Annotated in this window: 15 protein-coding genes; 5 read left to right on the forward strand and 10 right to left on the reverse strand. The window is 36.0% G+C overall.

Features of this window, described 5'->3' with window-relative positions:
• Positions 1-44: 44 nt before the first annotated feature.
• From ACZZZT_RS17260 to ACZZZT_RS17305, 10 genes are all read right to left on the reverse strand, one after another.
• Positions 45-452: an organic hydroperoxide resistance protein gene (locus ACZZZT_RS17260; protein ID WP_463461307.1), complete on the reverse strand. Its 408-nt coding sequence runs from the start codon at positions 450-452 to the stop codon at positions 45-47.
• Positions 453-746: 294 nt separating this feature from the next.
• On the reverse strand, positions 747-1,736 hold the full coding sequence (locus ACZZZT_RS17265; protein ID WP_463461308.1) for an alpha/beta fold hydrolase: 990 nt from the start codon (positions 1,734-1,736) through the stop codon (positions 747-749).
• Between the two features lie 157 nt (positions 1,737-1,893).
• Positions 1,894-3,195, reverse strand: a complete 1,302-nt coding sequence (locus ACZZZT_RS17270; RefSeq protein ID WP_463461309.1) for an epoxide hydrolase family protein — start codon at positions 3,193-3,195, stop codon at positions 1,894-1,896.
• A 509-nt stretch (positions 3,196-3,704) separates the two neighbouring features.
• Positions 3,705-4,790, reverse strand: a complete 1,086-nt coding sequence (locus ACZZZT_RS17275; protein ID WP_463461310.1) for an NAD(P)H-dependent flavin oxidoreductase — start codon at positions 4,788-4,790, stop codon at positions 3,705-3,707.
• A 17-nt stretch (positions 4,791-4,807) separates the two neighbouring features.
• Positions 4,808-5,257: a nuclear transport factor 2 family protein gene (locus ACZZZT_RS17280; protein ID WP_463461311.1), complete on the reverse strand. Its 450-nt coding sequence runs from the start codon at positions 5,255-5,257 to the stop codon at positions 4,808-4,810.
• 2 nt (positions 5,258-5,259) lie between these two features.
• The gene (locus ACZZZT_RS17285; protein WP_463461312.1) at positions 5,260-5,994 is read right to left on the reverse strand and encodes an SDR family NAD(P)-dependent oxidoreductase; all 735 of its coding nucleotides are present in this window, start codon (positions 5,992-5,994) and stop codon (positions 5,260-5,262) included.
• Between the two features lie 5 nt (positions 5,995-5,999).
• A complete protein-coding gene (locus ACZZZT_RS17290; RefSeq protein ID WP_055095205.1) occupies positions 6,000-6,218 on the reverse strand; it encodes a tautomerase family protein in 219 nt (72 codons plus the stop codon).
• Positions 6,219-6,222: 4 nt separating this feature from the next.
• Positions 6,223-6,777: a YceI family protein gene (locus ACZZZT_RS17295; RefSeq protein WP_463461313.1), complete on the reverse strand. Its 555-nt coding sequence runs from the start codon at positions 6,775-6,777 to the stop codon at positions 6,223-6,225.
• A 373-nt stretch (positions 6,778-7,150) separates the two neighbouring features.
• The gene (locus ACZZZT_RS17300; protein WP_042564552.1) at positions 7,151-7,717 is read right to left on the reverse strand and encodes a Crp/Fnr family transcriptional regulator; all 567 of its coding nucleotides are present in this window, start codon (positions 7,715-7,717) and stop codon (positions 7,151-7,153) included.
• A 305-nt stretch (positions 7,718-8,022) separates the two neighbouring features.
• Entirely contained in the window at positions 8,023-8,769 is a 747-nt protein-coding gene (locus ACZZZT_RS17305; protein ID WP_463461314.1) for an SDR family oxidoreductase, read from the reverse strand.
• A 426-nt stretch (positions 8,770-9,195) separates the two neighbouring features.
• On the opposite strand from ACZZZT_RS17305, the gene ACZZZT_RS17310 reads away from it, so the two are divergent.
• The 5 genes from ACZZZT_RS17310 (at position 9,196) to ACZZZT_RS17330 (ending at position 12,609) form a co-directional block, all read left to right on the forward strand.
• Positions 9,196-9,540 (forward strand): winged helix-turn-helix transcriptional regulator, encoded by a 345-nt coding sequence (locus ACZZZT_RS17310; RefSeq protein ID WP_042564550.1) that lies wholly within the window; start codon positions 9,196-9,198, stop codon positions 9,538-9,540.
• A 73-nt stretch (positions 9,541-9,613) separates the two neighbouring features.
• Complete coding sequence (locus ACZZZT_RS17315; RefSeq protein WP_463461315.1) at positions 9,614-10,204, forward strand: TetR/AcrR family transcriptional regulator; 591 nt, start codon at positions 9,614-9,616, stop codon at positions 10,202-10,204.
• Between the two features lie 134 nt (positions 10,205-10,338).
• Entirely contained in the window at positions 10,339-10,800 is a 462-nt protein-coding gene (locus ACZZZT_RS17320; protein WP_042564548.1) for a PaaI family thioesterase, read from the forward strand.
• Positions 10,801-11,071: 271 nt separating this feature from the next.
• Entirely contained in the window at positions 11,072-11,737 is a 666-nt protein-coding gene (locus ACZZZT_RS17325) for a TetR/AcrR family transcriptional regulator (protein WP_463461316.1), read from the forward strand.
• A 59-nt stretch (positions 11,738-11,796) separates the two neighbouring features.
• A complete protein-coding gene (locus tag ACZZZT_RS17330; RefSeq protein WP_463461317.1) occupies positions 11,797-12,609 on the forward strand; it encodes an SDR family NAD(P)-dependent oxidoreductase in 813 nt (270 codons plus the stop codon).
• Positions 12,610-12,689: the final 80 nt, after the last annotated feature.

Raw genomic sequence — 12,689 nt, forward strand, 5'->3', positions numbered from 1 at the left:
AACCTACAAGGTTTTGGAAACCTTGCAGGATAGATACTTGGGTGTTACAGAATATTAATTTCAACATCAATATTCCCTCTTGTTGCTTTAGAATACGGACAAGTTTGATGTGCCATATCGGTAATCTTTTTTGCAGTTTCGGCATCGATTCCCGGAAGACTTACGTTTAAGCGAGCCTGTAATGAATATTCGCCATCTGCATTACATAAATCTACTTCGGCATCTACAGCGGTTTCTGCAGGAAGTTTTATATTTAATTTTCCGGCTGCGATTCCCATTGCGCCAATAAAACAAGCAGACCAACCCGCAGCAAAAAGCTGTTCCGGGTTTGTTCCCGGACTTGAAGATCCCGGAGAACTTAATTTAATGTTTAGTTGATCATCAGAACTTTGTGATGCTCCTTCTCTTCCTCCTGTTGTGTGTGTTTTTCCTGTGTATAAGACTTTTTTCATGATTAATTTAATTTTAGATATTAGACTTTAGATTTTAGATTATTGAATTTGTTATTGAAATTGATTTTTGGAGCGTGTAATTTTACCGCAGAGTACACAAAGTTTTTTTTATAGTGAAGGTTTATAAAAACACAGAGATCGCAAAGCTGTGTGTTTATATAACTTGTGTTCTTTGTGTAAATCTTTGTGTTCTCTGTGGTTAAATTTAAGCGCAATCCATAAAAAACTTAGCGGACTTTGCGGTTAAATTTTGGAATTTGGTCCCGAAGTCTCGGGATAAAAAATTGGAATTTATTATTTCGCCACATCAATAATCGCCTGAGCAAATGATTTTGGATCTTCTTGTGGCACATTATGCCCAATGCCTTTTAGAATTCTGTGTTCGTATTTGCCTGTAAATTTATTGGCGTAGGCTTTTCCATCTGCGAAAGCGCCGTCAAAATCGCTTCCTATTGTTATTGTTGGAACTGTAATTGCCGGTCTTTCGGCCAAACGTTTTTCCAACACATCATATTTAGATTCTCCCCCTTCAAGTGATTGTCTCCATCTGTAATTATGAATTACAATTGCCACATGATCCGGATTATTGAATGATTGTGCTGTTTGGTCGTAAGTGGCTTTGTCGAAATTCCAAATAGGTGACGCAATTTTCCAGATCAGTTTATTGAATTCGTATGTATTTTGGCTGTAGCCGATTTTTCCTCTTTCGGTAGCAAAATAATATTGGTACCACCAGCCTAACTCTGCTTGCGGATTTAAAGGTTTTAAGTTCGCTTCAAGATTTACAACCAAATAGCCACTTACAGACACCAATCCGTTTAAACGTTCCGGCCAAAGTGCCGCCATAACTACCGCCGTTCTTGCGCCCCAGTCAAATCCGCCTATAGTCGCTTTTTTAATTTTTAAGGCATCCATTAAAGCAATAATATCACTTGCTAATGCGGCTTGCTGACCGTTTCTAAAAGTAGCATCCGAAAGAAAACGAGTTGTTCCAAAACCTCTTAAATAAGGTGTAATTACTCTGTAACCTTTTGCAACTAAAACAGGCACTACTTCATTATAACTATGTATATCATAAGGCCAGCCGTGAAGCAGTATTACTACATTTCCGTTTGCCGGACCAGCCTCTGTATACCCCACATTTAAAAGCCCGGCGTTGATTTGTTTTAATGTTCCTAGAGAACTATCTGATTGTGCAGAAATTTGTGTTGTTGTAAAGAAAAGTACCGCAATTAAAATTAATTTAGAAAGTACTAAAGCTGATTTTTGATTTATTGTTTTCATAATATTTTGTATTTAATGTTTTGATTATTAGTTAATTTCTTCGTCAAAAGTATCGCGATTACCATCCTTTTACAATCACAAAAAAGGTGAACCGGACAAAGTAAAAGTTGAAATGGACAGGCTAAATCCTGAAATTATTTCACCTCAACAAGAGTTTTTATTTTCTTAATGATTTAAAAGCTGCACGAAGTTCGATTGTAAAAAGCTGTGGTTCTTCCCACGAAGCAAAATGTCCGCCTTTGTTTACTTCATTAAAATAAATCAGTTTTTTGTATGCTTTCTCGGCCCAGCTTTTTGGTGCCTGGTAGATTTCTCCGGGAAAAACAGTTACAGCAACCGGAATTTTAATGTCGTGTATTTTTTGTTCTACCACATTAAAGTTGTTCGTATTGTTTTCCCAATACAATTGTGCCGATGAATTGGCTGTGTTTGTTAACCAATACAATGAAATATCATCCAGCATTTCATCTTTGGTTAGTGATTTTTCGGCATTTCCTCCACTATATGTCCATTCGTTGAATTTGTCTAAGAAAAATGACGCCAATCCAACAGGAGAATCTGTCAATCCGTAGCCTAAAGTTTGCGGACGTGTTACCATCATTCCTGCATAACCGCCGCCTTTTGTGTATAATTTATTCAGCGAAACAAAAGCTGCTTTTTCTTTTACAGATAATCCTGCAGGAGCCGGATCTCCGTCTTTAAGTGCTTTTGCAACATCAGCCGGAACTGTTGCAGGCATATTTACGTGAATTCCCAATAATCCTTGTGGAGCCTGACGCGCCATGGCATCTGCAATTACAGAACCCCAATCGCCTCCCTGAGATACATAATTTTTATATCCCAAACGTTTCATTAAAACATCCCAAGCATTCCCAATTTTTTCTGGCCCCCAACCTGTTCCTGTAGGTTTTTCTGAGAATCCGTAACCTGGCATTGACGGAATCACCAAATCAAAAGCGTCTTCGGCTTTTCCTCCATAAGATGTTGGATCAGTCAATGGTCCGATTACTTTAATAAGTTCAAAGAAAGAACCCGGCCAGCCATGTGTAATAATTAATGGCAAAGCATTTTTGTTTTTAGATTTGATGTGGATAAACTGAATATCCAAGCCATCAATGTTTGTTACGAATTGTGGCAATTGATTTAACTTAGTTTCTGTTTTGCGCCAGTCATAATCAGTTCCCCAATATTTTACAAGGCTTTGAATTTGCTGTAGTTTTACTCCTTGTGACTGATCGGTAACCGTTTCTTTATCCGGCCATCTTGTCGCATTGACACGATTGTGAAGATCTGTTAATGCATCTTGCGAAATACTAATATGATAAGGTCTAATAGACGCGTCGCTGGTTTTAGTTGCTGTCTGATTTTTTTGTGCAATGCCTGTAGCGGCAATCAGCATAAAAGTTCCTGTAGCAATTGTGCTTAGAAAACTGCGTTTGTTTTTTTGAATTGTTTTCATTTTTTTGATTTAAATTATTTGTTATCAGTTAATTTCTTTGTCAAAAGTATTTTGATAACAAGCGTTTTAAAATCATTAAATAAGTCAAATGGACGAAGTTAATGCTGAAATGGACATTGAAGAAGTTGAAAGTTTGGTGTTGATATTGTAATACTCGGTTATCTGGGTTTACCTTTGTCAAAGTTTGAAACTTTGACAAAGGTTTGCGCAATTATGTAGTCCCTACGGGACATTCTAAAAACTACAATTCATATTTCTACCAATATGTAACTCCTAAAGGAGTATCTATTGTAATACCTCGTAGAGGTTACATGTTGGTAGAAAAAAATAACCGCACGCAAAATTGTCCCGTGGGGACTACATCTATTTGAATATTCCTTGATACGTTTTAGGGTAAACCCAGCAGTCCCGAAACTTCGGGATCGAAACCTGTCGGGTTTGGTACTAATTTGCGAAAATAAAAAAGGCTACCTTTTTGGGCAGCCTCGTCTCAATTCTTTTTTATCAAATTAACCTTTCAAATCATTGAAATAACTTGTAGTTTCTTCAATCAGCGAATGCATTAAATCTTTTGCTTTTCTGTGTTTTAAAATGGGAGAAATTTGTCCGCCCCAAAATAAAATCATATCCCATTTTTGCTGGTCGAGCGCTGCTTTTCGCAATGGCGAAATTAAAGTCGTTTGTAGTGGAAAAGGCAGAATATTTTCTTCTTTACCAATTAAATCTTTTGCAATTCTGCTGGTTATTCCGCGTCCGAGTCTGCCAGTATAGGCTCTTGATAAAGTGGTGTATTTTGCTGCATCAGAAAATAACATTTCTCTGTGAATGGGTAATGCATTCGATTCATCGGTAGCAAGAAATGCGGTTCCTATTTGGGCAGCGTCTGCACCTAATGCCAAAGCTGCTGCAACACCTTTTCCGTTTGCAATTCCTCCGGCGGCGATGATGGGTGCTTTTATTTTTTCTTTCATTAATTGCACTAAAGCAAAAGTTCCCGTTAAGGATGATTCGGCAGGAGCCAAAAAAGAAGGTCTGTGTCCGCCGGCTTCAAAACCCGAAGCAATAATCATATCAACTCCTGCAGCTTCCAGAAAAATGGCTTCGTCCAGAGTTGTTGCGGCACCAAATGTTATGATTCCTTTTTTACGGCATTCTTCTAAAACATCGGCCGAAGGCACGCCAAACATAAAGCTGAATACTTTTGGGCGAATGTCTAATATTACGTCTAACTGATTTTCGAATCTGGATTGAAACGGCGCTGGTTTTTCCGGTAACGGAATCCCAACTTCATCAAAATAAGGTTGATACTGTTCGATGGTTTTACCGAATTTTTCGTCTGTTAAACCACCTTGCGGAATATCATGATCTGAAACCCAAAGATTGATATTATACGGTTTATTGGTTGCCGCTTTTATTTGTTTGTCTACCTCAAAAATTTCCTGCGGACTCATGGTATAAGCACCATATCCGCCCAATCCGCCAGCGTTGGATACCGTTGCAGTTAATTCAACCGAAGATAAATTCCCGCCAAACGGCCCCTGCATAATTGGATAATCAATACCCAATAATTCTGTTATTTTTGTATGATTCCACATTGCTTTTTCGTTTAAAATTATTGACTTAAGTCAGTCAGCATTTTATTGACAATAAGCCATTTTCCGTTAATCTTATGAAAAGATAAAAAATCCCGATAATAAAAGTCGTACATTTTAACATTAATTTCGGCTACGGCTATTGAATTTACAACCCGAATATCCAAAATTTCTCCTTTAAAAGGTTTTCCTGAATCCTTCGGACTTTGTCTGTTTTTTACGCCGTCGAGATATAAATCGACTGTCTTGAAATAAGGTTGCCCTTTTATATCACCGTAAACCAATGTTCCGGGATAAAAAATGCTTCCCAAAATCCTTACATCTCCTTCATAAATGCCTTTCAAATAATTGTTTTCAATGGCATTTGTAATTGCTGCAACATCTTCCTGATTTTCCATTGTGATCTTGTTTTGTGCTTTTATGCCCTGTAAATTCCAGAGCATAAAAGCAATTAATAAAAAAGTTTTCATTATTAGTTTAAATTGTGTCCGGCACCTTTACCGCCATCAACATTAATGATTGATCCGGTAATAAACGTGCTTTTGGCAACGATATACACCATTTCAGCCACATCATCGATTTCACCAACTCTGTTTAGCAAATGTAAACCTGCATTCTGATCGGCTTTGTCGCCGTGCATTGGCGTGCGGATAACGCCAGGCGCAACAGTATTTACACGGATATTTTGTTTTCCAAATTCGGCTGCCAGCTGAATGGTAAGCGCATGAATTGCACCTTTGCTTGAAACAGGAGCTGAAGCCGGCCATCCGCCTAAACCGTGGTTTACCAACGGCGTTCCGATATTAATTACAACGCCGTCTTTTTGTTTTAGCATTTGCGGAATCACGGATTGTGTTGTAAAATAAGTTCCTTTAAAGTTTGTAGTCAGGAATTTATCTAAGTAAACTTCATCAACTTCAAGAAATGGTTTGCTGTCAAAGATTCCGGCGTTGTTCACCAATACATCTACTGAACCAAATTTTTCAAGAGCAATTTTCACCAATTGTTCTCCTGTTTCTTTTTTGCTTACGTCTCCGGCAAACATGGCCAGGTTATCACCTGCTCCAAATTCTTTATAAGTGTTTTCTAATGCACTTGGTGTTACTGAATTGATGACAACATTATCGCCTCTGTCCAAAAAGTATTTAGCGATTCCTTTTCCGATACCAGAAGCTGCTCCGGTAACGATTATAGTTTGTTTTTTCATGATCTTTATTTTTTATCGGCTGTTATGCCTTTTTCTCTTAATACTGATACTTGATCTCCTGCGTAACCCCAATCGTCTAATTCTATTTCCTGAATCACGACATGTGTTAAATGCGGATCTTTATTTAAAACATCTGTAATTAAATTGGTTATGCCGCTTATTAATTCTTGTTTTTGCTCGCGGGTTACTCCTTCGCGGGTCAATTCGATTTTTACGTAAGGCATGGCTTTAGTTTTTAGATTGTACAGAAAGTACGGCTTCGGCAGTAATAGTAAAATCTAAGTCAAAGTCGTTGTAGATTAATGTGTCTCCCAAATCTGTAAAGAAATTTCCAGAACGGAATCTGATATCGTATTTGGTACGGTCAATAACCAGTTTACCGGAAAGTTTAATTTCGTTACTGCTGTTTTCTACTTTGGCATCAAAACCAACAAGATGTGTAATATCTTTTATGGTAAGATTGCCTTCAAGATGATAAGTGCTGTTTGAAATTTCTTTTACTGAAAGAATATCCAATGTAGCTGTAGGGAATTTTTCGATAGAGAAAAAATCATCTGAAGCAAGGTGTCCTGCAAATTGTGCATTTGTAGCCGGATCTGTAACGTCCAGAATTTTTATTGTCGAAGTATTAATGATGATGTTTCCACCATTTATTTTTCCATCATTCAGGATAAAATTACCTTCTTTGATACCAATTGTTCCATTATGTGCGCCGGTTACTTTTCTTCCGGTCCAATCGATTTGGCTGTTTGCGCTTACGATTTTAAAATTTGTTGTTTCCATTGTTATTGTATTTAATTGTTGTTGTATTTAAAGTACAGTACAAAGGAACGGCGACTATGGAAGTTGGTTACGTGATGTAGATCACATTCGGGTTTTGGGGTATTATTTCACGCAGATTTGGCAGATTAAGCAGATTTTTTTATTTGTTGTATTTGTTTTTAATCGCGCAGAGTCGCGAAGTTTTTTCTCATTTTGTGTCATTTCGAGGAACGAGAAATCACATTCAGAGAGCAACGCACTGTGTGGTTACGTAATGGTTACGTGATGTGATTTCTCGTTCCTCGAAATGACAAACTAGACTCAAAAAAATAAAATCTGCCAAATCTGCGTGAAAAAAATCATTTTAATCTGTGAAATCTGTGGCTAAAAAAAATCAGGAGTTATTAAGCCTACTTAAAGTTTCTCTGGAAACACCTAGATAAGCAGCGATTAAATGTTTGGGAACAAGGTTGTAAAGCTGAGGATATAATGCCAAAAGTTCTTCGTAACGTGTTTTGACATTATTATTCATAAAAGATAAAAGGCGTTTTTGGGATGCAACATATCCTTTGTTGGTTCGCCAACGGAAAAAGTGTTCGATTTGATGAAATTCGGCACAAAGTTTTTCACGATCGGCATTGGAAAGGCAAAGCAATTCTACATCAGAAATACAATCTATATTAATAGTTGCTTTTGTTTGATTGTATAAAGCCGCGTAGTCCGATGTCCACCAGGTTGGCATTGCAAACTGCAGGATATACATTTTAATATCGTCGTTAATGTAAAAAGCCTTTACACAACCCGAAATTACAAAATACTCACAATCAACCTTATCACCTACACTAATAATCGTTTGGCCTTTTTTGAAAGACTGCGGTTTAAAATGCGAAAAGAAATAGTCAAACTCTTCATCTGTTAATGAAACGGTTTTGGAGATGTGGTCTTTTAAGAGTTGTTTCATGAGAAAAGGTACAAAGGTTCAGAGGAACAAAGGTACAAAGGTTTTTTTTGAGGAAGGTTCAAAGTAGCAAAGGTTCAGAGAGACAAAGGTTTTAAATTTAATTATTTCTTATGAAAACGAGTGCCCTAGCCCTGATGGGAGGGAAAATCCTTTTGTGCCGGTCCCGAGGCTTCGGGAGGCACAAAAGATTGGAAGGACAGCAGGAATAGCTCCTAATGAAAATTAAATTCCAAATTTTTTTAAATTCCAAATTCCAAAAAGCAAAGCCTATGAACCTTTGTCGCTATGAACCTCTGAACCTTAAATTATGCTAATACCATCCCTCCGTCCATAATAAAATCGGCTCCGGTGATAAATTTTGAGGCGTTGCTGCTTAGGTGCGAAACCATTTTGGCAACGTCTTCAGTGGTTCCCATTTGTTTTAGGGGAACTTTACTTTCTACCACAACATCCATAATGGTTTTAATGGTTTCCTTGTCTAAACCTACTTTGTTCATGACTTCGGTTTCTGTTGGTCCCGGACTAACGGAGTTTACTCTGATTTTTCTTGGTGCTAGTTCTAAGGCTGCAATTTTCATAACCGAATTTAGCGCTGCTTTGCTAGAAGAATAAACAGATGATCCTGCACCACTCATACTCGCTGTGTTTGAAGAAAGAAATACAACCGAAGCACCATCTTTTAAAATAGGAATGAATTTGCTTAATGTAAAATACGCTCCTCTAAAATTGATGTTGATGATACTGTCAAACAAAGCTTCGGTAGTTTGTTCGACTGTACCTAAACCGGCGATTCCGGCATTGATAAAAAGGATATCAACCTGCCCGAAATCTTGTTTTACTTTGGCAACCAGATTTTCGGTGTCTGCAACATTCGACTGATCTGCTACAATAGCTGTTACACCCAATTCTGAAGCTGCTTTTTCTATCGCTTCTTTTCTTCTTCCGGTAATGATAACCGTTGCACCTTGTTCTTTTAATTGTTTTGCCGTTGCGTAACCTATTCCGCTATTTCCTCCGGTAATTACAGCAACTTTATTTTTTAAATTGTCCATTTTTATGTTTTTTAAATTAACGGGACAAAGTTAAATGGGAAAACATATTGCTTTTTTAATGGTATCATGGAGTATACTGGAATTATTTTTTCTACCATATAAGTGATGTAAGTTCATTTAAAAGTTTGACGAAATAGGTGATGAATTTTAATAGTGATATAAGTTTAATCTGTTGGGCATATTTTTTTAAACACATAGAAACATAGTTTATTTAACTTAAAAAAGGCGTTTTACTTGCATCAACAAACATAGCTATATGTGATGTAAGCTCATATAAAAATTTAACAAAATAGGTGATTAATTTTAAAAGTGATATAAGTCTAACAGAAGCTTTAATTAGGTTTGCTCTTATATTTACTTATATCACTTATATGGTTTAAAATAAAAATAAAATCTTTTTTATACTTTTATTGAAAAACAAACAGCATGGCTAGAAATCAGAAAGAAGAGTTTCAGGCGCTTCAGGATACAATATATGTTTTGGGCGGGAAATGGAAATTGCCCATCATCAATTCTATCTGTAATGGCAATACGCGTTTTACAGAAATTCTGCAAAGTATTCCCGGAATTACTTCGCGCATGCTTTCGAAAGAATTGAAAGATATGGAATCGAATAATCTCGTAAAAAGAACTGAAGATCGTGATGCAAAGATTCCTATACTTTATGAATCAACCGACTACTGCAAATCTTTTGGACCAATTATAACGGAGATGATCAAGTGGGGAATTTCTCATCGGGAACATATTAAAAATCAAAGAGAAAGAGTTTAAAATTTATTTCTTTTTAAAAAGGCTTTAAAATTATACCGATTGGTATATATTTGTGCTTTCAAATCATTTTATTATGAGTAAAGCCGAAAAAACCAAACAATTTATTATAGAAAAAACTGCGCCTATTTTTAACACAAAAGGATATAGCGGTACTTCTATGAGTGATATTACTGATGCTACCGGACTTACAAAAGGGAGTATTTATGGCAATTTTGAAAATAAAGACGAAGTGGCAATAGCTGCTTTTAAATACAATATCAAAAAACTGCAGGATACTTTTGCCAATGAAATTGAGAAACAAAAAACCTTTAAAGACAAATTAATGGTTTATCCGCGTTTGTATTCTAATTATTATGATTTAAAAGTTACAAGCGGCGGCTGTCCGATTTTGAATACGGCTACCGAAGCTGATGATACACATCCGATTCTTAAAAAATATGTGGAAAGAGCGCTTCTTTGGTGGAAAGAAAAACTCATATACTTTATTGAGCAAGGCATTCTTGTTGGCGAATTTAAAGCCAAAGAAATTAATCCCGAACAAATTGCCCTAACTTTTATCGCCATTATCGAAGGCGCTGTTATGATTGCAAAAGTGACCGGGAATTTTAACAATTTACCAACGATTATGGTTTCACTAAATAAAATTATTAATGACTTAGAGTAACTTTTTTTAAATTAAAAATATACCGATCAGTATAAAAACAGTTAGAGGTAAAATATAGAAGTAAATGTCAAACACAAACTACATTTTCATTTTCATTTTTACATCTAACATTTTGCAAATAATAAATAACAATTATGGAAAGAAAAACTAGATTACAAGTATTACAAGATCACCTTGATAGAGAATTTACGGCTTCTCCCTCGCCTTTTATGCTTTGGATGAAACCTATAGTAGTGGTTGCCGAAGAAGGAACGGTAACTTTTAAATATGTGGTAAGAGAAGAAATGTCGAACCCCATAAAATCATTACACGGAGGCGTTACGGCTGCTATTGCAGATGATTGTATTGGTGCTACTTTATTTTCTTTGGATGAAGAAAACTTTTACACCACCATAAACTTAAACGTAGATTATTTTGCTCCGGCTCATGTGGGTGATACTATTTTAGCCAAAACATTAATCATAAAAAAAGGCCGACAATTTGTAAACGTACAATGTGAAATCTGGAACGAAGCACAAACCCGATTAATTGCCCGCGCCTACTCTAATTTATTTAAAACCAATGTGGTAAAAAAGGTTTTAGAATCTGATAAATAAGCCTTTGTGTAATTTATTTAATACATAGAAACATAGATTTTTTTAGCCACGAATTCACGAATTTTTTATAATTATATACGCAATTATTCGTGAATTCGTGGCTATTTAGCACATATAAATTAATCTTTCTAATCTGCGAAATCTGTGGCAAAAAACTTCGTCACAAAAATCTATCTACGATGAAAATCACAAATAAATCATAATAAATTTGTTTTTTATGACCAATCGGTCATATATTTGCATTGTAATTCAAACGAACAAATATAAAATCATGTCTAAGGGAGAAGAAACCAGACAATTTATCATAGAAAAAGCCGCCCCTATTTTTAATGTAAAAGGGATTGCAGCAACAGCTATGAGCGATATTATGGAGGCTACCAAACTCTCAAAGGGAAGTATGTATGTTCATTTTGAAAACAAAGAAGTTTTGGCCTGCGCTGCCGTAGATCATAACATGAAGGTTTTGGGTGATAAAATCCTGGCTGCGATCAGTAAAGCTAAAACGGCAAAAGAAGAATTGTTCATTTATATTGATTTTTTTAATAACCCACTAAATCCACCAATTACAGGCGGTTGTCCTCTTTTGAATTTTGGAATGGAAGCTGATGACACCAACCCTATTGTAAAAGAAAAAGTAAACGGGGGAATTAAATTTACACAGCAGATATTAGAAAACAGCATCAATAAAGGAATTGCCAACGGCGAATTTAAACCAGATTGGAATGCCTCAGACTTTGCAACAATAATTTTTGCCATGCTAGAAGGCGGGAATCTTATTTCGAGAACGTCCGGAAGCAACGATAAAATGAAAGTGATTATTAGAACACTAAAAGAAATGATTGAAGAAAAAGCTATTAACTTTTTTTATCCAAAAAATGACCGATCAGTCATTTTTAAAAATCAATATCAAAAATCAAATACACAGTTAAACAAATAAACGATTAAACAAAATTTACAATTCACCATTAATAATTAACAATTAAAAATTTAGAAATCATGTCAAAAACAATTTTACTTTCAGGAGCATCAAAAGGATTTGGAAAAGCCTGGACAGAAGCATTTTTAGAAAAAGGATATCAGGTAGCTGCAACAGCCAGAAATATTGATACACTAAACGATTTAAAAGCAAAATATGGCGATGCCATTTTACCGCTTAAATTAGACGTAAACAATCGCGAAGAATCGATTGCAGTAGTAGAAAAAGTAAAACAACACTTCGGGAAAATTGATGTATTAATCAATAATGCCGGTTATGCCTTAAACGGAGCGGTAGAAGAAGCAAGCGAAAGTGAAGCAAGAGCACAATTTGAAACGAATTTCTTTGGAACTCTTTGGCTAACTCAAGCGGTTTTACCAATTATGAGAAGCCAAAAAAGCGGACATATTATTCAGGTTTCTTCTATTTTAGGAATCGCAACTTTACCAAATTTAGGTCTTTACAACGCTTCTAAATTTGCCGTTGAAGGTCTTACTGAAACTTTGGCTCAAGAGGTAAAACAATTCGGAATCAATGTTACTTTGGTAGAACCAAATGGCTATTTTACAGATATTTGGGGTAACGGTTTCAACAGCGAAATCATCGATGATTATGAAGGAATGAGAAAAGCCATTGCAGAAGGACATGATCCTGATACTTTCGGAAAAACGGAATTTACGGTACCTGCCATCCTTAAATTGGTTGATGCTCAAAACCCACCTTTACGCCTGTTTTTAGGAAAAGTGGCGCTGCCATTAGCCAAACATGTTTACGCGCAAAAACTAGCAACCTGGGAAGAATGGGCTGATGTTTCTGTAGCGGCTCACGGGTAATTTATATTTCTGATTTTTTATGCTGATGAAAACGAGATTGTTTCTTTTAGGAGAAATGGTCTCGTTTTTTTATGGAGCTA

It is taken from the genome of Flavobacterium sp. AC274 (assembly GCF_979258275.1).

What these genes read in the sequence shown, in the direction of transcription:
- ACZZZT_RS17305 (WP_463461314.1), bottom strand. Translation starts at nt 8,769, where the DNA reads ATGGACAATTTAAAAAATAAAGTTGCTGTAATTACCGGAGGAAATAGC.
- ACZZZT_RS17320 (WP_042564548.1), top strand. Translation starts at nt 10,339, where the DNA reads ATGGAAAGAAAAACTAGATTACAAGTATTACAAGATCACCTTGATAGA.
- ACZZZT_RS17330 (WP_463461317.1), top strand. Translation starts at nt 11,797, where the DNA reads ATGTCAAAAACAATTTTACTTTCAGGAGCATCAAAAGGATTTGGAAAA.
- ACZZZT_RS17270 (WP_463461309.1), bottom strand. Translation starts at nt 3,195, where the DNA reads ATGAAAACAATTCAAAAAAACAAACGCAGTTTTCTAAGCACAATTGCT.
- ACZZZT_RS17280 (WP_463461311.1), bottom strand. Translation starts at nt 5,257, where the DNA reads ATGAAAACTTTTTTATTAATTGCTTTTATGCTCTGGAATTTACAGGGC.
- ACZZZT_RS17310 (WP_042564550.1), top strand. Translation starts at nt 9,196, where the DNA reads ATGGCTAGAAATCAGAAAGAAGAGTTTCAGGCGCTTCAGGATACAATA.
- ACZZZT_RS17290 (WP_055095205.1), bottom strand. Translation starts at nt 6,218, where the DNA reads ATGCCTTACGTAAAAATCGAATTGACCCGCGAAGGAGTAACCCGCGAG.
- ACZZZT_RS17260 (WP_463461307.1), bottom strand. Translation starts at nt 452, where the DNA reads ATGAAAAAAGTCTTATACACAGGAAAAACACACACAACAGGAGGAAGA.
- ACZZZT_RS17315 (WP_463461315.1), top strand. Translation starts at nt 9,614, where the DNA reads ATGAGTAAAGCCGAAAAAACCAAACAATTTATTATAGAAAAAACTGCG.
- ACZZZT_RS17275 (WP_463461310.1), bottom strand. Translation starts at nt 4,790, where the DNA reads ATGTGGAATCATACAAAAATAACAGAATTATTGGGTATTGATTATCCA.
- ACZZZT_RS17265 (WP_463461308.1), bottom strand. Translation starts at nt 1,736, where the DNA reads ATGAAAACAATAAATCAAAAATCAGCTTTAGTACTTTCTAAATTAATT.
- ACZZZT_RS17325 (WP_463461316.1), top strand. Translation starts at nt 11,072, where the DNA reads ATGTCTAAGGGAGAAGAAACCAGACAATTTATCATAGAAAAAGCCGCC.
- ACZZZT_RS17285 (WP_463461312.1), bottom strand. Translation starts at nt 5,994, where the DNA reads ATGAAAAAACAAACTATAATCGTTACCGGAGCAGCTTCTGGTATCGGA.
- ACZZZT_RS17295 (WP_463461313.1), bottom strand. Translation starts at nt 6,777, where the DNA reads ATGGAAACAACAAATTTTAAAATCGTAAGCGCAAACAGCCAAATCGAT.
- ACZZZT_RS17300 (WP_042564552.1), bottom strand. Translation starts at nt 7,717, where the DNA reads ATGAAACAACTCTTAAAAGACCACATCTCCAAAACCGTTTCATTAACA.